The organism is Pseudomonas sp. No.21 (assembly GCF_054558415.1).
In genome coordinates, this window is the sequence record NZ_BAAJNO010000008.1 from 1 (window position 1) to 21,269 (window position 21,269).

Here is a 21,269-nt window from a genome sequence, read left to right on the forward strand (position 1 = left end):
CCTGAGCGCCGCCAGGGATGATGCGAATGGGCAGATGGCGTTGCTGGAGAACCGTTCCGGCACCGTTGAAAGTGCGGGCGACATGCGCCTGGACGTCGCTTCACTGATCAACCGCAAGGACATCTTCGCTTCCACCATCAGCCAGACCAGCGGTCGCATTACCCTTACCGGTACCGACAACTGCAAGGGCAAGCATTGCGAAGCCTCCTATGTGGTGGAGGAGGAGTTCGGTCTCAAGATCACCCAGGATTCGGCTCGCGCCAGCCTCATTGCGGGCGGCGACCTGACCTTCGTCGGTGGGGATTTCGACAACCGCTTCAGCACCGTGTCCGCCAGTGGCGACATCAGCCTCGACACCCGCAACTTCCTCAATACCGGCGCAGCTGGTGGCGAGAAGCGCTACTACGACTACTACATCTATACCAAGAGCGAGAGCGCGTATTACGGCTTCATCGCCAACATCGGCCGCTACAACGACTACAACGACCCCGCCTCGCCGAACTACAACCCGGCTGCCATGCCGCTGGGCGCTATCGCCATCGGCAGTGTGCGCAACTCCAGCGTCTCCCAGACCTCGGGAGGTGGCGACGTTGCTAACGCAGTGATCCAGGCTGGAGGTCGCGTCGATATCAAGGGCACCCAGACGATCGAGAACGGCCTGCTACGCCCAGGTGAGCAGATCGACCGAGGCGCAAGCCGCGTCGGCCAGACTGCCGTGAGCAGCGATGCCAAGCCGGTCGCCACGCTCAACGCCCAATTGCCTCCAGATACCCATCAGCAGTCGGTTGATCCGCTGACCCTGCCAGGCTTCAGCCTGCCCCAGGGCCAGAACGGCCTGTTCCAGGTCAGCAGCAACCCCAGCCACCGCTACCTGGTGGAGACCAACCCCGCCTTCGCCAACCTGAAGAACTTCCTCAGTTCCGACTACCTGCTGGGCCGCCTCGGCTTCGACCCCGACCAGGCGCAGAAACGCCTGGGTGATGGCCTCTACGAGCAGCGCCTGATCCGCGAAGCCGTCATTGCCCGCACCGGCCAGCGCCTGATCGCTGGTCTGGACAGCGACGAGGCCATGTACCGCTACCTGATGGACAACGCCATCGCCAGCAAGAGCGCGCTGAACCTTGCCCCTGGCGTGGCTCTGACCTCCGAGCAGGTCGCAGCCCTGACCCACGACATCGTGTGGATGCAGGAGCAGGAGGTGAATGGCGAGAAGGTCCTTGTACCGGTGCTCTACCTGGCCCAGGCCAACAATCGCCTCGCGCCCACCGGCGCCTTGATACAAGGCCGCGACGTCAACCTGATCAGCGGCGGCGACCTCGCCAACAAGGGCACCCTCCGTGCCAGCGCCGGCCTTCAGGCCAGCGCCGAAAACATCGATAACAGGGGCCTGATCCAGGCCGGCGACCGCCTGGCGCTACTGGCCGCCGACAGCATCCGCAACGCCCAGGGCGGCATCATCAATGGCAAGGACGTCAGCGTCGCGGCCGTCAAGGGCGATATCACCAACGAGCGCTCCGTCGGCTACACCGAGCACAGCGGGCGTTTCAGCTGGAGCCAGGCGTCGGTGGATAGTGCGGCGAGGATCGAAGCGACCAACAGCCTCGATCTGGACGCGGGCCGTGACCTGAACAATCTGGGGGGTGTGCTCAAGGCTGGAGGCGACGCCAACCTGAGCGCCGGGCGTGACCTCACCATCGGTGCAGTCGCTGAGGTGGACAGTGCTGATGCCCGGTACAAGAAGTCCTATGCGACCCAGTCGCAGGTCACCCACCACGGCAGCGACGTACAGATCGGTGGCGCCCTCCGTGCCGAAGCGGGCCAGGACCTGGGGATAGTCGCCAGCAAGGTAATGGCTGTACAGGAGTTGGCGCTGATCGCAGGGCGCGATGTCAGCATCGAGTCTGCGGCCAACGAAAGCCATCGCGCCTCTCGGAGCAAGAAGGTCCAGAGCAGCAACGATCAGATTCGTCAGCAGGCGTCCGTCATTCAGGCCGGTGGTGATATCTCCATCGAGGCAGGCCAGGATCTGACCCTGGTCGCTAGCCAGATCAAGGGCGCGAAGGATGTGGCCCTAGATGCCGAGCGGGACACAAACCTGCTTTCCGCGAAGGATGAGGACGCCAGTTTCTACTTCAAGAAGAGCAAGGGCTCCTTTGGGCGCAAGAAGACCGAGCAGCGGGAAAGCTACGACAGCACCAATATCGCGTCCGTCGTCGAAGCGGGTGGCGATCTCACCCTCAACACCAGCAAGGCGGCCGATGGCAGCCTGAACATCGACGGTGGGCGCAACGTCACCGTGATCGGCAGCGAACTGCATGCCGGTAATGACCTGCTGGTAGGCGCGACCGGGGATGTCGCAGTCCTGTCCGGAGTCGAGGAGCACGGCTCCTACAGCAAGAAGACCAAGTCCGGCTTCCTCGGCATGTCGAAGAGCGGCAAGAGCCAGCTCAAGACCAGCGCGACCCAGGTCGCCAGTGAGCTGGAGGCCGGCAACGATGTCGTGATCGCAGCGGGTAACGACATCCGTCTGCGCGCCAGTGAAGCCAGCGCGGGTAATGACGTGGAATTGCGTGCCGGCTTGGTGAAGGACACCGGCGACATCAACCTCGTTTCCGCCAACGACACGGCGTACAGCCTCACCAAGGAATACAAGAAGAAGGTCGGTCTCTCCACTTCGGGTGGCTTCCTGTCGATCTCTTCGGCCAAGGAGGCCGGTCGCGAGGCGCAGAGCAGTACCAGTGTCGGCAGCCAGGTGTACGCGGACCGGGATGCGACGCTGCAGGCGGAGCGCGACATCAACGTGATCGGCAGCGGCATCAATGCTGGTCGCAATGTCAGCCTGGATGCCGGTCGCGATGTAAACGTCGTGGCGGCTCAAAACAGCAGTGCTGAGCGCGATTGGGAGAAGAAGAAGCAGGTCGGTATCGGCATTTCGGGTAATGACAACGGCATCAACCTGTTCATCGGTGCTGATCGCGCCCAGGAAAAGAACCGTCTGGAGCAACAGACGGCTGCGGCCAGCCAGATCACTGCCGGGAAGGATCTTGGCGTCAATGCGGGGCGCGATATCAACCAGATCGGCTCCGACCTAGCGGCATCCAACGACATCAACCTGAAGGCCGGGCACAACATCAATATCGATGCTGCCCGCGAGACCAAGGTCATCGAGCATGTCGAAGTCCAGGAACGTCAGGGCCTGGGTATCAGCCTCAATCACAACTTCGGCAGCACCAAGGATGCGGTGAGCAACGCCGGCAAAGGTGAGAACAGCGTCAGCCAGGGCTCCAGCGCCTTGCGTGGTGTGGATGCGGTCAGCCAGTTCCTGGCCGGCCCGACGGCGGATGTGAAACTGGGCAACTCCAAGCAGAGCTCGAGCCAGGAGATTACCGAGCAGACTACCCGCGCCTCCACCCTGGAGGCTGGCAACGACCTGAACATGATCGCGGGCAACGATGTGCAGGTGAAAGGCAGCCAGCTCGGCGCCGGACGCGACATCAACGTCAAGGGGCGTGACATCACCCTGGACGTGGCCAAGGGCGAAACCCGAGAGGAGAACCAGGAGCGGCAGAGCTGGGGCGGTATACATGGCGGCACGTCCGGCGGCTTCAAGGTCGGGGTCGGCGGCAGCAATGGCGTCGCGAACGAGGACTTTAGCCAGGGCAGTTCCACCGCGACCCAACTGGAGGCGGGACGCGACATCAATCTTCAGGCCAGCAACGATCTGACCTTGATCGGTGCCGAGGCGAAGGCCGAGCGGGACATCAACCTGAACGCGGGCAACGACCTCAATATTGTTTCCGCGCAGAACGCCAGCAACAGCGAAAGCAACCGCCACAACGCGGGTGGCGAGGTCGGCCTGACCTTCGGCTCGCAAGGGGTGGGCGTCTATGTCAGCGTGAACATGGGCAAGGGCGATCTGGAGAGAGACGCGGATCGCCAGCAGGAGGCCTATCTCTACGCGGGTAACGGTCTGAACTTCAACAGTGGCAAAGACACCACCATCTCAGGCGCCACGCTACGCGGCGATGAGGTCGTCGGGCGCGTGGGAGGCGACCTGCACGTTTCCTCTGCCGTCGATACCGGCGAAGTGAAAGGCAAGGAGTTCGATGTCAGTGCCACCGCAACCTTCGGCCCTGGTGCGGGCTTCAGTGGCTCCGCCGGTTATGGGCAGACCACCGGCAAGACCAACTGGGTGGGAGAGCAGACCAGCATCACCGCCAAGGACAAGCTGGATATCCGCACTGAAAACCACACCCAGATCGACGGCGCACTCATCGCATCCGACAGCGGCAATCTAAAGCTGGACACCAACACGCTCGGCCACAGCGACATTGCCGGCGTGGACAAGGAGCACGGCTACTACCTCAACGTTGGTGGCACCTATAGCGCCGGAGGCAGCAGTGGTGGCACGACGCAGGACGCTAGCCAGGTTGGCAAAGGCAAGGAAGGCGAAGCCGGCTGGAGCGTAAACGGCTGGGAATACGAGAAGGATCGCCAACAGATCGTCCGCGCTACCGTGGGTAATGGCGACATCGTCGTGCGCAAGGACTCAGAGACGGGTGCCGACTCCACCGCTGGGCTCAATCGTGATGTCAGCAAGGCGTATGAGATCACCAGAGACCATGAAGAGCGTAAGGATCTTTATGTAACTAAGTCGTCTGTCGAGGCAGTGGGTAGTCCGGCTGAAACTTTGAAACGGTGGGGGCAGGCGGCAGATGAGTATGTTTATAAAGCCGAGAATGCGGCTGAACAAAGTAGAGAGTTGATCTTTGCGGGGGTTGCGGTTGGAGTCGGCATTCCTCCGGACGCTGTAAATATTGTAATTCAAGTCAATAGCGCTGAAAGAGCTTTGCTGAAAGGTGGAGAACAAACTCGTCTTGCGGCCGCTAAGCAGCTTATGGATATGTTCCTGCCAGAGTTGGCCGCGCCGGGAGCAAGTGTAGTTGTAGAGCGTGTCAATAAATTGGTAGTGGATGACCCCAGAGCGGCACTTGATGTTCTGTCCGCTCTGAATCGTCTTGCTGCTAATGAACGCCATAAAGGCCCAGTTAACAATCTCACGCAGTTTGTTGAGCTTGCTGCTCTTGCGTTGGTAGCTGGCGCTTTGGTGGTCGTGGTATCTAGTTCTTCATCGCAAGGCAACAATACGCAAAACGAAGATCTTGGAAATTTCCTTGACGGCGCTGCTAATAGTCAGGAAAGGCAAGAGCGAGTAAGCATTCTAAATGAGGTGATAGCCAAGCTGGGCGGTAGGCTCATCCATGAGGAGGATTACGTACCACTTGTAAATCCAACTGTTAATCCTGAGAAGAACCCGTCAAGTGGAGGGTATGGCAGTGGTGAGGTAGTTTCTGGTTCAACCTCGACTGGGGGGTCTCCAATCGACGGGGGCGGTGGGTGGAGTACTGTTACTGAGCCGATAGATCAAGACCTCCTTCCGGGGGCGATGTATAGTGAGTCAGACATAAGAAATGTGTACGACTCTGTAAGAAACGCCCCTGAATATCCGTATGGTTTTCGCGAGGCAAGGGGTGGAACAACTAAGAATAAAATGAAGAATGATGAGTTGCTGTATGAGTTGAGGAAGGTTGAGAGGGGGGACTGGTACAAAATATACAAAGATGGTTATGATTCTGATGGAAAAAGAGTTTCCGTGCATTACTTTCAAAGTGAGACTGGGAAAGTTTTTAATGTGAAAATTAAATCTGGGTGGAGTAACTGAATGAGTGGCGAAAATTCGGCTGTTGATGAGGTTTGTATTTTACATATTATGAATGGTGATCATGCATCCAGAGCAATTGCTGTTCTGGCTGTTGGTTTGTTGTATGGGTTAAAGGAACGAGTCGAGACACTAGAGTACGCAGAGAGTTTGATATTCTCACCTAGGACGGTGAAATATATGCGGAGCAGAGGCATGGATGAGGTGCTGTGTGGGCTTGTAAGTGATGGGTGTGAGCTGGAGGATTACTTGAGCCTCAAGCCTGATGGGTTTGATAGCGCAATTGATGGGTTGATATGTCGTCTATTAAAGTATTTGAAAGATAGCCCTGGTGCTATCGGTGATGTTTCGTTGAGGTTTTTGCAGTAATTAAGTTGGCACATAATACATGGTGTTGTGGGCGTTGCTAGGGGCTATTGATTTGCGATGAGAATAGAGTTAAGAGTTGTAATAGGTTTTTGCTAGTGGCATCAGAATTTTTATGTCTTGGGATATAGGTTTGGATTTTTCCGAAGGGCAGGTTCCGTTGGTGATATATGGACCTGTGTGGGGCTGGGGTTTGCTTTCGGTTGGGAGTTCTTGACTATGAGTTTGAGGGTAATACATGTCCGTATGACTCGGAGTGGCTGATTGTAAGAGTTTCAGTTGATGGTGCTAGTGAGTCATGGCAGTCCTTTGGCCTTTTTTTGAGAATTATTGAGTTGAAGGGTTTTTTGGGTTGGCTGAGGAGCTTGATGAGCTCAGGCATGACCTAAGTGTTTTAGGTTTTCTATGAATATAAAATAGCCCCGGCACTGCTGGGGCTATTTATTTCACTCTGCGGTAATCACCCAACACCCCTGCATAACCTGAATCCTTTGACCTCGAATCCGGCCTAATCGGTGTCTAGGATCAGTAGACCACTGCATTGAGATAACGGGCATGAACCATCGGGAGTGCCTGCGCAAGCGCGGCGTGTAAAAATTGAACAGCCTGCATGGGGGAATGAGTCTTGGGTTTTATTGGTGACAGCCAAGATTACTCAACTCATTGATTTTTCTCAAATGAATGTGGGGCGCTCAGGGTCGAAGAGGGGTTGAGAAAACCAAGCCCGATGTTGGGGCGCATGTTGTGTTAGCTAAGAAAAATGCAGCGACCGTTGAAGTGCATTCCAATGGCCCTATCCCAGTCCACGTAAAGGAATGGCTGGATTTAAAGAGCATTTCTTGTGAAGGAGCATTAATTATGGGTTCGCAAGCGAGTGTTGATATTGAATTTTCGGAGCGTCATGATCGAGACATGTTAGGGCTCTTTGTCGTTCTGGTTGGGTGGCAAGTTTTGCTGAGGAGGCTATGTATTTGAGCCCTGATGATGGTGAGTACAATTGGAATATCTGTAAGGCTTCAGAGTTTCGGTTGGATGAATTTTTGATGTCTCATGACTCAACATCAAGGGTTGGGTTGGTTATGACTTGTGAGGATGGAAGTGGAGGGGGCTGGTGAATCCTACATGGTTGTCGTTTTCGGCATCTATAAACCGACTCTATATAGATGACGTGATTCCTGATTTTTCAGGGTACCTATCTAAGATGGTTGCGGTCGTTAAGGGTTTTGGAGTCTCCAGAATAAGGTGCGAACTTGCAGTATGAAAAGCTTACTGACCTTGATCAAGCCGTCTGTCGACAGGGTAGGTAGATCGGCTGAAACCATGAAGCGGTGGGGCAGAAGGCAGATGAGTATGCACGTACAGCAAAGAGTATGGTCGAGTAAAGTAGAGAGTTGATCTTTTGGTGCTTGCTCGGGGCCGGTTTCCTCCTGATGCCATGGATGCGTGTGTGTAGAGGTTGTGAGAAGTCTGGTGAATGATATGGGTGACTTGAATCAAAACTGGAAGCCGGGTTTTGGCACTGTATATACTTGGTTTGCGATGGATAAATATGGCAGGCTGGCGATGATGGTCAATAACTGTTTCGGGGATTTGCCACGGCAGTTGCTGATGATGGAGAAAGCTGAAGATTTTCTTGATGGGATGAATGAATTTGTATGGGGAGAGTCTGCTGAGTTTGGAGTCTGTCCGAAGGATAAGTGTGGTGACTTTGAAGTGGATTTATACTCTGCATCTGCTTGGCGAAAACGTGCCTCTAAAGAAGAGGTTTTCGAAAGTCTACTGAATGAGCTGAAGCGTAGGGGGCAGTTTGCGGATGCAAATATACCGAAAAATAGAGGTTTCTATGTTTATCATGGTGTGGAGGGCAGTTATCCAGGGGAGGACTATCCGGTGGGGTATGACGGATGTACTGAAGTAGGTGACTATTTCAGGTTTCTGATGCCCAGCGTGTTGGGTGGGATTGAGGACTTTCCTGAAGAGCTGCGTAAAGGAGTTGCAGTTTCGGCAGATGTGGATTTCTCTATTGATAGAGTCTTGAGTGGGAGGGATATAAACAAATACTTTTCTGGGCTTTATTGTTGAGTTGTTGGGCTGTATGGGCTGCGCTTCGTCGCATGTCGGTGGCTGTAAATTGGAAGGCTAATGCCTCGTTTGCTGAAGGTGCCAGATGTCAGAAGGGTATTATCTTGTTTGTATGGATTGCAGGGTTGGTGTGGTGCTGGGCAAAAGTATAGCTATTAAGTATATGGATTTTCCCGAGCACAAGTTTTTTGGTTTTTCTGAGCTTGGTGGAGGAGGGGTATGGCAACCGTCCATAGGTGGTTGCGCTGACCTGCAGCAGTTCTTGGTTGTTCATAGAGTTCATGAGCTTAGGGTTCTGCCTGAGTCTGTCGATATGTATGCGGATAATGTAGGGGTTCCTCACTCGTCTCCTGATGGAAACTGCGGGGATTCCGAATATAGCAGGACAAAATTTTTTACTGGTAGCGTGGAGAAGCCCAATCCTGAGCTGGATAAAGTGCGCATCACGGAAGAGTTGATTGAGAAATTGAGAAGATTCTGATTTTGTGCGGTGTATTTTGTGTTGATTCCGATAGGATGATAATAAGGCTGGGTTGGCTCTATTCGCACTCCAATTATTGAGCAGGAGGAATGTGAAGGGCTGCTCTATCGCTGTGCTTGTTCTCATTTTGGTCTGTGTGAGTGTAGGTGGTGATGGTTGATACTCTCTATCGGAATGTTTTGCGAAGCGCATTTGGGTTGTCAATGGGTGCCGTGTGGCAGCATATGACAGTTGAGCTTCGTGAATTGTCTCGTGATGGCACTGACCGAGTCGATGCTTTCTTCTCCTTGCTTGAACGTTTGATGTCGGCGGGAGATATAAAGCTCGCGCGTGACGGCGTATTCCTGGTTGGATCTATTTCTGAGCAGTTGAATGTTTTAAGGGCTGTGTGGCCTTTAGAGCCAAGTGACGATGATCTTGATGGATTCTGGTTTCTCGCAGAGGCTCCTGCTGGACTTGTGTGGATAGACTCGGATGGGAAGGAGTATTAGACGTGACTCAGCTTTTAGTGGGGATATGAACCGGTCGGCCGTCACTCATTTTTGGAGTTGCGAATAAAACTGGCAACTCCCCTGGAGCAGGCAAGATCTTGAAGGATATGAAAATTGACGGCCAAGCAAGGGCTGAGGCTCTAAAGGTTGGAAGGCTATAAATAATGATTGATTTCTTGTTGAAACATAACGTTTCTGTCCAAGGGTTAACGGCTCTCATGGCTCTGGTTGTGGACGCGCCTGTAGATGAGGTTGTTGTTTGTCAGGATGCTGAGTTTTATGAGAGAGCGGGCGCATTGGATTTATCCAGTTGCAGATGTTTATGCATTTTTTCGTATGTTCTTGGGGAGGCTGCAATGTTGTTGCAGCTATTTAGATGTGAGATGAGTGCTGCGGAGTTAAAGGGGAGAATTATTTCTGCATCTTCTACTTTGGGGGTTGAGTGTTATATTCCAGATCCCGTCAGTGAGGGTTGGGTTTATGTTGGGGGGAATGGCGCGATGTCTAGTGTTAAAAGGGTATGTGGCGATAATGAAGGGTTTTTCTATTTTGAATAAGTGGTCTTATTCTGCTGTGGAGTGTGTAAAGAACTGTGGTTCTAGAGGGGGTGGATATGTTTCTTAGTGTCAAAGAGAAAGGGTATGCATGCGGCTATGCCGCTGCTTGAAAAAACAGAAAAATATTGACTGCTGTATTGGAAGGGCTCCTGAATCATCAGCGTGATGAAATTATGATTATGAGGTGAGTTGTGGGGGCTACAGTTTTTATAGGCTACTCAAAACGTAAAAGCTTGCATGTACCTTGAATCGAAAAGCTTCGGATGCAGTGGAGATGCTTTTTGATGCCGCCTTGCGGGAGCGAAACCCTAGGGTTTATGAAAAAACAGTGGAAATGCTTGTGCTTGATCAGATCGGTTTTGTTGATCTGAGTAAGGACGATTTTAATATGGTTATAGGGGCTGTTCGTTGCTATTTTTTCAGGCTCGATAGTTTGACGGAGTGGCAGTCGTTTCAAAAATATATATGGGAAGAAGTCTTGGCTCCATTGTTTGGGCTGGATGAGCGTTACCAGTTAACCTGAAAGATGTGGTTTGGGGGGGTAATCCTATAGGTCCGAAATAAATTTCTTGTCTTGTTTATGGCGAGCAGAAGCGAGGAGTTGCTTGATTGGTGCGTATAAAAAATAGAGGGGCCAAGAATGGCTATCTGGCATTTCAGAATCTATCTGGTGCCCACATCCGGGTTGCTGTTAGTACACGGATATATTCCTTTGTATCTCGATGAGTACAAACCTCACTCTGTCGACTCTGAGTTCGACGAAAACAGGGAGTTCCTCGATTACTGGGTGGGGAAAGGCGTTTCCCCACTTATTCGGTCGCGGGTCGAATCTCGGTATCCGTTATCAGGTTCCTAGAGCGAAGAGGCGACTATGTTCGGACGCGATAACGGTACGCGAGTGGAGCTCTGGACAGATGACGTAGTGGTCTCCATCGACGCCCGTGAGACCGTCGTCGATGAGTTGAGGTTTTTTGCCGAACTTGCCAAAGATGCGGACTGCCTTGTCGTACTCGGCCAAGATGGCCGGGTTGTAGAGCCCTCTCTGGAGCGACTGAGAAAAATATTTGAAGGGTCGAGGGCATATCGCTTCACCACCAATCCCATCCCAACGCTGAGGGGTGAATAGAGGTAGGGGCGGTCGTGACTTCTCCGAAATTTCCTCAAGGGTCCGCACTTGGCAGGTGTTAGTGGTGGTCACTTGGAAACTGCCCTTGCAGGCTTTCTCACTGCCTCATATAGTCCGCCCGTTGCGGTCAATCCCGTAGCCGATCTTGGCCGGTCGAACTCTCTAGGTGCACAGGCGCCGCCTATCCGATTGCGGGCGCCTTCTTCTTACACCAGGAGCCTCACGTCATGACTCGCGCCGCTCTCGATAGCTTCATTTCTTCTGTATTCGCACCCAGCCATCGTTGCAGTGGTGGAGGTGTTCATCATGGCTGACCTGCGCCCGCTCTCCGCCAACCCTTCCGGTTCTTCTGTCCTCTTGCTCGATGGCAGCCGGTCCTACATGGAACTCCAGGAGACAGCCGAGTACCGCTTGGTTGCTGCGCGAGATTTGCTCGCCAGTCTCTCGTGCATGGAGGGCTCCTGTGTCGATGGGCGTGATCTGGCCAATGTGGCCGACGCGGCCTACTTGCTGTTGTCCGATGCCAGCGACTTGTTCCGTGCCGCCCGCGAGGCGGTGCGGCGTGATCGCCTGGGCGTTCGTCGCTAAGCCCTTTACGTGCCCATGAAGAGGCCCGGCATCAGCCGGGCTTCTTCATTTCGGGCGAGCCGTTTCTGCAGAAATGTCAGAGGGTCCGGGTGCCCCGGACTGCCCCTTGGCGATCCTGGAGGGGCTGCCAAATCCGCTGCATGGGTTTCGCTGCGCTCTACCCATCCTACGAACACCGAGCGAGGCGCGGGGGAGGGCCGTGCGTAGGGTGGATGCCGCTCTTTGCATCCACCGGGCGGAGGTGGGCGTGGCTGCCCTGTAATGCCCATTCCAGACGCTTTTCCAGCCGCCAGAAACGGTCTTTCGTCCTCCGTTCATGAAGATTCGATGACAAAAGTTCGGTGGTGCCATCCGGCCCCGGTCAAGGTGATGTACGGAGCATCAACGGCGAGGGATATCGCCGAAAGGGAACGTGTCGCCAGGGATGGCGACGACTTTCGCCCGCGGTTTGCGGGCGTGCCGAGGCCAGTGGAACAGGGGCGATGGGGAATATGGACGGTTACTCGAAAGTGGGCATGCAGGAGCTCGACCAGCGTCTGTCGAAGATCGTCGAGGCGGCGCGCAAGAAACCGGTCTCGGTCTACCGCTACGGCGCGCCCTGGGTCTGGATCGTGTCCCAGGACGACTGGCAGAGCGCGCTCAAGGAAGTGTCCAGCTACATCCCGCCCGGCCATTCGCTGGTCCTGTTGCGGCCGCAGATCGACGAGGTGGTGGGCCAGGCCCTGGCCGAGCTGCAGGGCTGGGCCCGGGCGCAGCAACTGCAGGTGCCGCTGCCGGCCCTGCTGCATGCGCTGCTGCTGCAACTGCTCTATTCGCTGCCCAGCGAGAAGCAGCTCTACGAGCAGCTCAACTACAACCTGCTGTTCCGCTGGTTCGTCGGCCTTGAGCTGAACCAGCGGGTCTGGGGCTTCTCGGTCTTCGTCCGGGACCTGGGGCAGGTGCTGGACAACCCGCAGGCGGTGCGCCTGATCGAGCGGGTGATCGGCGAGGTGTTCTCCGGCGGCCTGATGCAGATGCCGGAGTTCTCGCTGAACTTCGCCCAGCTGCACACCTGGCTGGCCCGGCACGCGGCCGGCGCACGGCAACGCTGAAGGCGGCCGGCGAATCAACAACGAAACGTTCACTGATGCGGTGCGGCACGCGCGTTCGGGCGCGGCCACGCCTGCACGGAAGGCGGCCCGGGGCATGCCGGGCGCCATTTCACGAGGGGGCTGTGTGGGTCATCTGTCATTCAACCAACGAGGCGTCGCCGCGGCCCTGAGCCTGCCGTTCGCGCCGGCCTGCCTGGCCCTGGCGATCCACGCCGCGCCGGCGTTCGCGGAGGAGGGGGCGCAGCCAGCGGCCAGCGCCGACGCCCCGGCGCGGCGGGTCGACGTCAACGAGTACGTGGTGCGCGGCAACACGGTGCTGGAGGCCCGCGACATCGAGGAGGCGGTCTATCCCTTCCTCGGCCCGCAGCGCAGCCTCGCCGACATCGAGGGCGCCCGCGACGCCCTGCAGCAGCGCTACCAGGGCAAGGGCTACCAATCGGTGTTCGTCGAGCTGCCGGAACAGCAGGTGGAAGGCGGCGTGGTCTACCTGCAGGTCAGCGAGACCAAGGTCGGCCGCGTGCGCGTGGTCGGCGCCAGGCACTACTCGCCGGTGGCCATACTCGATGACGTGCCGGCACTTGAGGAGGGCAAGGTGCCCGACTTCGCCAAGGTCCAGGGCGAGCTGGCGGCGATCAACCGCAACCCCGGCCGCCAGGTGGTGCCGCTGGTACGCGAGGGCCAGCGCCCGGGGACCATGGACGTGGACCTGCAGGTGGAGGACAAGAACCCCTGGCAGGCCAGCGTCGGCCTGAACAACGACTACAGCGCCGACACCGAGAAGCTGCGCTCGGTGGTCAGCCTCGGCTACAACAACCTCTTCCAGCGTGGCCACAGCGCCTCGCTGACCTACTTCACCGCCCCCGAGGACCGCGACAACGCCGAGGTATGGTCCGGCTCCTACGCCGCGCCCCTGGACGAACGCTGGACGCTGCAGTTCTCCGGCTACCAATCCGACAGCGATGTGGCCACCATCGGCGGCAGCAACGTGCTGGGCAAGGGCCACTCCTATGGCGTCTCGCTGATCTACGGCCTGCCGCCGCAAGGGCCCTGGGCCCACTCGCTGTCGGTGGGCGTGGACTTCAAGGATTTCGAGGAGTCGCTGCAATTCGGCGGCGCCGAGGACAAGGTGCCGCTCAAGTACGCCCCCATCACCCTGGGCTACAACGGCTACCGCTACACCGAGGCCTCGCAGCTGGGCCTCGGCCTGGCGCTGGTGGCCGGCACCCGCGAGTTCCTCGGCTACGGCAGCGACGCCGAGGAATTCGACTACAAGCGCTACCGCGCCAACCCCAGCTTCGCCGTGTTCAAGGGCGACGCCACCTACACCTTCGGTTTCGGCGGCGACTGGCAGTCGGCGACCAAGCTGGGCTTCCAGTTGGCCTCCGGGCCGCTGGTTTCCAACGAGCAGTTCTCCGCCGGCGGCGCCACCAGCGTGCGCGGCTACCTGGCCGCCGAACGCACCGGCGATGACGGCTGGCTGCTCTCCCAGGAGCTGCGCACGCCCTCGCTGGCCGCCTTCCTCGGCAAGGGCCTGGCCGGCTACGTCGAGGACTGGCGCTTCTACGCCTTCGCCGAGGGCGCGCAGCTCTCCCTGCAGGACCCGCTGCCCGACCAGGACGACAGCTACAGCCTCGCCAGCGTCGGCCTGGGCACCCGCGCCACGCTGCGCGAATGGCTGTCCGGCAGCCTCGACTGGGGCTACCCGCTGAAGGACGGCCCCAACACCGAAAAACGAGACCCGCGCGTGCATTTCAGCGTGCAGGCGAACTTCTGACCCCACAGGCACCGACTCCGGAGTGACACACATGCAACGCTTGATCTTCACCGCGCTCATCAGCCTGGGGCTCATGTACCCGGCGATCGCCAGTGCCTGGTGGCAGGACGACTGGCTCTACCGCAAGCAGATCTCCGTCGACACCACGCCCCAGGGCGCGGCCATCGACCAGGCCGCCGGGCGCACGCCGCTGCTGGTGCGCCTGCACACCGGCAACTTCAGCTTCGACGGGGTCAACGAGAACGGCTCGGACATCCGCTTCGTCGCCGCCGACGACAAGACCGTGCTCAACCACCAGGTGGAAAGCTTCGACCCGCTGATGGGCATGGCGCTGATCTGGGTCGACGTGCCCCAGGTCGAAGGCGGCCAGCGCCAGGACATCTGGATGTACTACGGCAACGCCAAGGCCCCGGCCACCGGCAATGGCCAGCTGACCTTCGACCCGGACTACAGCCTGGTCTACCACTTCGACGGTGCCGTCGGCGCCCCCCCGCGTGACACCACCGCCTACGGCAACCACGGGCAGACGCCGCCCGCCAGCAGCATCGACGGGGTGATCGGCCGCGCCGCCCAGCTCAACGGCCAGCCGCTGATGCTGCCGGCCAGCCCGTCCCTGGCCCTGCCGGCCGGTGGCGCCTTCACCTTCAGTGCCTGGGTGCGCGCCGACCAGGCCGCTGGCGACCAGCTGCTGCTGGCCCGCCGCGACGGCGGCAACACGCTGTTGCTGGGCCTGGCCCAGGGCTTGCCCTTCGTCGAGGTCAACGGCCAGCGCGTCCAGGCCACCCAGGCCCTGGCCGCCGGGCAGTGGCAGCACCTGGCCCTGAGCGCCGATGGCAGCGCCCTGCGCCTGTACGTCAATGGCCGCGAGTCCGGCAGCCTGGCGCTTTCGCTGCCGGCCTTCGCCTCGGTGATCGCCATCGGCGCCGACCTGCCGAACACCCAGGCCGCGCCGGCTGCACCCGTCGAAGGCGCCACCGCCGAGACCGCGGCCCCGGCCGCCTTCGGGGCCTTCGCCGGCGCCATCGACGAACTGCGCCTGTCCAAGGTCGCTCGCCCGGCGGCGCTGATCCTCGCCGACGCCACGGCCCAGGGCGCCGAGTCGCGCCTGGTGGTCTACGGCGTGGATGAAGAACAGTCCGGCTTCGGCTTCGGCAGCCTCGGCTTCCTGCTCAAGGCGGTGCCGGTGGACGCCTGGGTGATCATCGCCGTGCTGGTGCTGATGATGATCCAGTCCTGGGTGATCATGATCCGCAAGAGCCGCAGCGTGGCCCGCGTGATACGCGCCAACCAGCTGTTCCGCGAGCAGTTCGCCCGCGTCGGCACCCGCCTGGAGCTGCTCGCCGACGACCGCGCCCTCAACGAGTCGCTGGTGCATTCCTCGCTCTGGCACCTGTACCAGGTGGCGGTGAAGGAAATCCGCACCCGCCGCGACCAGGGCGCCGACACCTCGTCCATCTCCGCCGCCACCATCGAAGCCATCCGCGCCTCCATGGACGGCGTGCGCACCCGCGAGAACCAGCAGCTGTCCTCGCGCCTCTCCACCCTGTCCAACGCCATCGCCGGCGGCCCCTACATCGGCCTGCTGGGCACCGTGCTGGGCATCATGGTGGTGTTCCTCGGCACCGCCATGGCGGGCGATGTGAACATCAACGCCATCGCCCCCGGCATGGCCGCCGCGTTGCTGGCCACCGCCATGGGCCTGTTCGTCGCCATCCCCGCGCTGTTCGGCTACAACCGCCTGACCACCCGCAACCGCGAGGTCAGCGCCGACATGCGGGTGTTCGTCGACGAATTCGTCACCCGCCTGGCCGAAGTGCACGGCGAATCCCAGTTCAGCGAAACGGCGCACCGGCGGGGCCTCCACGCCGGCAGCGCGCCGCTGACCGCCTGAGGACGCTGCCATGGCCAACCTGAGCAGCAGCCATGACGACGACGAGGACGCCGCCGTCGACAGCATCAACATCACGCCCCTGGTGGACGTGCTCATGGTGGTGCTGGTGATGTTCATCCTCACCGCCACCGCCCAGGTCTCGGGCATCCAGATCAACCTGCCCAAGGCCAGCGCCGCCATCTCCCTGGCGCAGCCGAAGACCAAGGCCATCTCGGTCAACGACGGCGGCCAGGTGTTCCTCGACGCCTACCCGGTGACCCTGCCGGAGCTGGAGGACCGCCTGCGCACCGAGAAGGCGCTGAACCCCGACTTCCCGGTGATCGTGCGCGGCGACGCCACGGTGCAGTACCAGAAGGTCATCGAAGTGCTCGACCTGCTGCGGCGCCTGGAGCTGTCCCAGGTCGGGCTGGTCACCGGCAAACCGAACCAGGGCTGACCATGACCACCTTTCCCAGCAAGGGCCCCGATGGCGGGCTCGCCGAAGTCCGCAGCGCCGAGCCGACATGGCGCCGGCCGCTGGCCTGGGGCGTGGGGGCGCTGGTCGCCGCCGGCCTCGCCTGGCTGCTCTGGCAGTGGGCCAACGACATGAGCGGCGTGCGCCGCGAGGCGCCGAAGATCCCCGCGATCATCCCGCTGCCACCGCCGCCGCCCCCACCGCCGGTGCAGGAGAAGCCGCCGGAGCCGGAAACCCCGGTGGAGGAAAAGATCGTCGAGCCGGAGCCCACCCCAGAGCCCGAGGAGGTCAAGCCGGAGGAAGAGGCACCGCCGACGCCCGCCGACGACCTGGCCAACCCCATGCAGATGGACGGCGACGCCCAGGCCGGTTCCGACGCCTTCAACATCGGCGCCGGCAAGGGCGGCGGCATGGCCGGCAGCGGCGGCGGGCGCCTGGGCAACGGCACCTACAGCCAGTTCCTCGCCTACGCCTTCCAGCGCCTGATGCGCGACAGCCCCGAGCTGCGCTCGCTGGCCTTCCGCGTGCACCTGGACGTGTGGATCGACCAGGGCGGCCAGGTCACCCGCGTGGAGCTGACCCGGTCCACCGGCGACCCCGAACTCGACGCCAAGGTGCTGGCCGCGCTGCGTGCCTCGCCCGCCCTGGAACGCCCGCCGGCCTCGATGTCGATGCCGGTCCGAATCTCGTTGCAAGGACGCCGGCCCAGCTAGGCCGCGCCACCAAGAACAGCCAAGGAGTAGAACCATGATCTGCAGAATGAGCCGACTGGCGCTGGGGATAGGCGCCGTGGTCGCCGGCCTGGCCGGCCCGGTGCTGGCGCAACCGCCGGCGCCTTCGGAAAACGCCACCATCAACCTGATCCGCCTGCTGGTGCAGCAGGGCGTGCTCAAGCAGGACCAGGCCCAGGCGCTGATCCAGCAGGCCGAGGCCGAAGCCGTGCAGGCCCGCCAGGCCGCCGCCGCAGCCCCGGCGGCCCCAGCCGGGGTGCCGGGCGAGGTGCGCGTGCAGTACGTGCCGGCCATCGTCCGCGACCAGATCCGCGACCAGGTCAAGGCCGAGGTCATGGCCCAGGCCAGGCAGGAGAACTGGGCCGCGCCCAACACCTTCCCCGACTGGGTGTCGCGCATCAGCCTGGAGGGCGACGTGCGCCTGCGCAGCGAGTCGCGCTACTACTCCGACACCAACAGCGACCGCATCGTCGACTTCGCGCGGATCAACGACCGCGGCCCCTACGACATCAACACCAACACCAACCGGCAGCTGCCGCCGCTGCTCAACACCCGCGAGGACCGCGAGAACCTGCTGCGCCTGCGCGCCCGCCTGGGCATGCGCGCCGTGCTCTCGCCGAGCTGGACGGCGGTCATGCGCATCGGCACCGGCTCCGACAGCGGCCCGGTGTCCACCACCCAGACCCTGGGCGGCGGCTTCGGCAAGAAGGACCTGTGGCTCGACCAGGGCTACCTCGCCTACAAGGCCGACGAGCGCCTGACCCTCACCGGCGGGCGCATGCCCAACCCGTTCTACACCACCGACCTGCTGTACTCGGGCGACTTGAACTTCGACGGCCTGGCGGCGGTGTTCGACCAGCCGCTGGACCGCGACATGGGGCTGTTCGGCACCCTCGGCGCCTTCCCGGTGGAGTACAGCTCCGACACCGCCAGCAGCAATGGCTTCGACAAGGAAAGCAGCAAGAACAACTGGCTCTACGGCGCCCAGCTCGGCGCCCGCTGGCAACTGGATACGGACAACAGTGTCAAGGGCGCACTGGCCTACTACCGCTTCGACGACATCGAGGGGCGGCGCTCCAATCCCTGCTCCCTGTACTCCGGCCAGCCGGCCTGCGACACCGACGAATCGCGCCCCGCCTTCATGCAGAAGGGCAACACCCTGATGCAGCTGCGCAACATCGTCATCGACCCGGCCAACCCCACCACCACGCCGCAGCCGCAATACTTCGGCCTGGCCTCCGAGTTCAACCTGGTTGACCTCAACCTCGCCTGGGACACCGCGCTGTTCGACGACTTCAAGCTGCGCAGCCAGGCCCACTACGTGCGCAACCTGGGCTACGACGAGGGCGAGATCCGCAAGCGCTCGGCCGGCCAGCTGGCCAACAACGTCGACGCCAGCGGCAACATCGAGAGCGGCGATACCGCCTGGATGCTGCAGTTCACCCTGGGCAGCGCCCTGGAGCTGAAGAAGCACGGCGACTGGAACCTCTACGCCGGCTACAAGCGCATCGAGCCCGACGCCCTGCCGGACGGCTTCAACGACTCGTCCTTCCACCTCGGCGGCACCAACGCCAAGGGCTGGTTCCTCGGTGCCAACTACGGCTTCGACAAGAACGTCGTCGGCAGCGTCCGCTGGCTGAGCGCGGAGGAGGTCTACGGCGCGCCGTTCGACATCGATGTCCTGCAACTGGAGGTCAACACGCGCTTCTGACGCGTGTGTGGCCAAGGAGCGAGAGCATGAACACCCGATCGCACACACCGCTGAAGCTGGGCCTGGCCCTGCTGCTGGGCGCCTGCATCGCCAACGCGGCCTCGGCCGAAGGCATGGAGGAGCGCCTGCGCGCCCAGCTGCGCACCACCACCCAGCAGTTGCAGGCGTTGCAGAGCGAGCAGGCCCAGGCCGCCGCCGCGCGCACCGCCGCAGAAGGCCAGCTGGCGGCGGCCCAGGCGCAGATCAAGCAGCTCACCGCCGAGCTGGCCAAGGCGAAGGGCCAGGCCGAGCAGCTTGCCGGCCAGCAGGACAGCCTGCGCAGCGCCGCCCAGGCCCAGGTCGCGGCCAGCACCGAGCAGGTGGGCAAGTTCAAGCAGGCCTACGACGAACTGCTGGGCCGCGCCCGTGGCATCGAGTCGGCCCGCGCCCAGCTGGCCACCGACCTCGCCACGCGTGACGAGCAGGTGCAGCAGTGCACCGCCAAGAACCAGCAGATGTACCAGGTGGCCAAGGACATCCTCGAGGCCTACGAAAAGATCGACGTCAGTGACGTGATGAAGATCCGCCAGCCCTTCGCCGGCAGCGCCCGGGTGAAGTTCGAAGAGCTGGCACAGACCTACGGCGACGCCCTCTACAAGACCCACTTCGACGCCGCCATGGCACCCGCCGCCAGCCAGTGACCCACGGGCGCCGGCGTGGCCGGCACCGAACCGCAGACAAGGAACCGCGCAATGACCGCAATCGACATGATCCACAGCATCAGCCCCGACCAGCTCACCGAGCGCCTGCAGGCCGCCGGCTACCGCGTCAACCGCAGCGAGCAGGGCGGCGTGGTGCAACTGCTCAGCGCCAGCCAGGGCATCGGCTTCGCCGTGCGCTTCGGCAACCCGGCCACTGACCCAGGCGCCTACCTCGACTACTGCTTCAGCTGCGCCCTGCGCATCCAGGGCGAGCTGCCGGCGGGCCTCGCCGAGGTGTGGAACGCCAGCCGCCGTTTCGCCCGCCTGTCGCGCCAGGGTGAATTCCTCGTGCTGGAGATGGACGCCATCGTCGCCGCCGGCGTCAGCCCGCAGCACCTGCAGGGCCAGATGGAACTGTGGGACCGCCTGCTGCAGGAGTTCATCGCCTACCTGCGCGACTACAGCCAGGTGATGGCCCGCGAGCAGGCCGCGGCCACCCCGGCGCCGGCCGAAACCGCCGACAGCGAGGCGTGAGCGCGATGAACGCCAAGGGCCGGATGGTCGGCATCGGTGCACTGGCCGCCGTGGCGCTGGCGGTGGGCCTGGCGCTCGGCTTGCGCCCGGGCAGTGCGCCTGAAGCGGCGGTGCAGGCCGCGCCCGAAGTGCAGCAGGCGAGGGTGGCCAGCCAGGCCGCCCCCGCCGGGCGCGCAGTGGCGCGCCTGGGTGAACTGGAGCTGGGCGAGGGTGAGCTGCAGGCGGTGCTGGACGGCCTGCCGGCGGCCAGCCGCGAACAGCTGCGCGCCGACCGGGGCGCCCTGGAAGGCTGGATACGCGGGCGCCTGGCGGAAAAGGCCCTGCTGCAACAGGCCCAGGCCCAGGGCTGGGAGGAGCGTCCGGAAATCCAGCGCATGACCCGCGCCGCCACCGAGCAGATCCTCCTGCGCACCTACCTGGAGTCGGTCAGCCAGGTGCCTGCCGACTACCCCGGCGACGCCGAGCTGCAGGCCGCCTACGAGGCCGGCAAGGACAACTGGGTGACCCCGGCGCTGTACCGCGTCAGCCAGATATTCCTCGCCGTCGGCCCCGGTGCGGCGGAGGAGCAGGTGCGCAAGCAGGCCATCGAGCTGGCCCGCCGGGCGACGGCTGCCAACGCCGATTTCGCCGCCCTGGCGCGGCAGTATTCCCAGGATGCCCGCACGGCGGAGCAGGGTGGCGACACCGGCCTGCAGCCGCTTGTGCAGTTCGTCCCGGCGATGCGCCAGGTACTCGCCCGCCAGCGCGTGGGCAGCGTCTCCGAGCCGCTGCGCAGCGAGGACGGCTACCACATCCTCAAGCTCACCGAGCAGCAGCCCGGCCGCGTCGCCAGCCTCGACGAGGTGCGCGACCGCCTGCGCCAGGCCCTGCGCGCGCAACGCCAGGAACAGGTGGCACGGGCCTACCTGGACGGCATGGTCAGCTCGGCGACCCTGAGCATCGACGGTGCGAGCCTCAACCAGGCGCTGGAGCGGGCCCACTGAGATGGTGCCG

At 61.2% G+C, this 21,269-nt stretch carries 17 protein-coding genes and 1 pseudogene; all 18 read left to right on the forward strand.

Annotated features, from left to right (window positions below; translation table 11 throughout):
* Window positions 1–82 precede the first annotated feature (82 nt).
* The 18 genes and pseudogenes from ACYJSS_RS17430 to ACYJSS_RS17515 all read left to right on the forward strand — a co-directional run bounded on the left by ACYJSS_RS17430 (window position 83) and on the right by ACYJSS_RS17515 (window position 21,259).
* Window positions 83–5,722, forward strand: coding sequence for a hemagglutinin repeat-containing protein (locus ACYJSS_RS17430; protein WP_459480349.1), 5,640 nt, complete (start codon window positions 83–85; stop codon window positions 5,720–5,722).
* Complete coding sequence (locus ACYJSS_RS17435) at window positions 5,723–6,088, forward strand: DUF3969 family protein (RefSeq protein ID WP_236204948.1); 366 nt, start codon at window positions 5,723–5,725, stop codon at window positions 6,086–6,088.
* 167 nt (window positions 6,089–6,255) lie between these two features.
* Window positions 6,256–6,474 carry a WapI family immunity protein gene (locus tag ACYJSS_RS17440; RefSeq protein ID WP_445009245.1) on the forward strand — a complete coding sequence of 73 codons (219 nt, stop codon included), beginning with the start codon at window positions 6,256–6,258 and terminating at the stop codon, window positions 6,472–6,474.
* 1,090 nt (window positions 6,475–7,564) lie between these two features.
* On the forward strand, window positions 7,565–8,167 hold the full coding sequence (locus ACYJSS_RS17445; RefSeq protein WP_236204947.1) for a hypothetical protein: 603 nt from the start codon (window positions 7,565–7,567) through the stop codon (window positions 8,165–8,167).
* A gap of 85 nt (window positions 8,168–8,252) precedes the next feature.
* Window positions 8,253–8,648 carry a hypothetical protein gene (locus tag ACYJSS_RS17450; RefSeq protein WP_236204946.1) on the forward strand — a complete coding sequence of 132 codons (396 nt, stop codon included), beginning with the start codon at window positions 8,253–8,255 and terminating at the stop codon, window positions 8,646–8,648.
* A gap of 152 nt (window positions 8,649–8,800) precedes the next feature.
* Complete coding sequence (locus ACYJSS_RS17455; protein ID WP_236204945.1) at window positions 8,801–9,139, forward strand: DUF596 domain-containing protein; 339 nt, start codon at window positions 8,801–8,803, stop codon at window positions 9,137–9,139.
* A gap of 164 nt (window positions 9,140–9,303) precedes the next feature.
* Window positions 9,304–9,696, forward strand: a complete 393-nt coding sequence (locus tag ACYJSS_RS17460) for a hypothetical protein (protein WP_236204944.1) — start codon at window positions 9,304–9,306, stop codon at window positions 9,694–9,696.
* A gap of 274 nt (window positions 9,697–9,970) precedes the next feature.
* Window positions 9,971–10,219, forward strand: coding sequence for a hypothetical protein (locus ACYJSS_RS17465; RefSeq protein WP_236204943.1), 249 nt, complete (start codon window positions 9,971–9,973; stop codon window positions 10,217–10,219).
* 909 nt (window positions 10,220–11,128) lie between these two features.
* The gene (locus tag ACYJSS_RS17470) at window positions 11,129–11,410 is read left to right on the forward strand and encodes a hypothetical protein (protein WP_111264383.1); all 282 of its coding nucleotides are present in this window, start codon (window positions 11,129–11,131) and stop codon (window positions 11,408–11,410) included.
* A gap of 773 nt (window positions 11,411–12,183) precedes the next feature.
* Window positions 12,184–12,298 (forward strand): annotated as a pseudogene (locus tag ACYJSS_RS17475) (transposase); the annotation flags it as partial.
* 297 nt (window positions 12,299–12,595) lie between these two features.
* Complete coding sequence (locus ACYJSS_RS17480; protein ID WP_373875103.1) at window positions 12,596–14,275, forward strand: ShlB/FhaC/HecB family hemolysin secretion/activation protein; 1,680 nt, start codon at window positions 12,596–12,598, stop codon at window positions 14,273–14,275.
* A gap of 31 nt (window positions 14,276–14,306) precedes the next feature.
* Window positions 14,307–16,166, forward strand: a complete 1,860-nt coding sequence (locus ACYJSS_RS17485; RefSeq protein WP_236204942.1) for a DUF2341 domain-containing protein — start codon at window positions 14,307–14,309, stop codon at window positions 16,164–16,166.
* 10 nt (window positions 16,167–16,176) lie between these two features.
* Window positions 16,177–16,602 (forward strand): ExbD/TolR family protein, encoded by a 426-nt coding sequence (locus tag ACYJSS_RS17490; RefSeq protein ID WP_021221719.1) that lies wholly within the window; start codon window positions 16,177–16,179, stop codon window positions 16,600–16,602.
* 2 nt (window positions 16,603–16,604) lie between these two features.
* Window positions 16,605–17,333: an energy transducer TonB family protein gene (locus tag ACYJSS_RS17495; RefSeq protein WP_236204941.1), complete on the forward strand. Its 729-nt coding sequence runs from the start codon at window positions 16,605–16,607 to the stop codon at window positions 17,331–17,333.
* Between the two features lie 34 nt (window positions 17,334–17,367).
* A complete protein-coding gene (locus tag ACYJSS_RS17500) occupies window positions 17,368–19,062 on the forward strand; it encodes a putative porin (protein ID WP_111264378.1) in 1,695 nt (564 codons plus the stop codon).
* A gap of 26 nt (window positions 19,063–19,088) precedes the next feature.
* Window positions 19,089–19,742 carry a DNA repair protein gene (locus tag ACYJSS_RS17505; RefSeq protein ID WP_236204940.1) on the forward strand — a complete coding sequence of 218 codons (654 nt, stop codon included), beginning with the start codon at window positions 19,089–19,091 and terminating at the stop codon, window positions 19,740–19,742.
* 51 nt (window positions 19,743–19,793) lie between these two features.
* Window positions 19,794–20,276 carry a YbjN domain-containing protein gene (locus tag ACYJSS_RS17510; RefSeq protein WP_236204939.1) on the forward strand — a complete coding sequence of 161 codons (483 nt, stop codon included), beginning with the start codon at window positions 19,794–19,796 and terminating at the stop codon, window positions 20,274–20,276.
* Window positions 20,277–20,281: 5 nt separating this feature from the next.
* On the forward strand, window positions 20,282–21,259 hold the full coding sequence (locus tag ACYJSS_RS17515; RefSeq protein WP_236204938.1) for a peptidylprolyl isomerase: 978 nt from the start codon (window positions 20,282–20,284) through the stop codon (window positions 21,257–21,259).
* Window positions 21,260–21,269 lie beyond the last annotated feature (10 nt).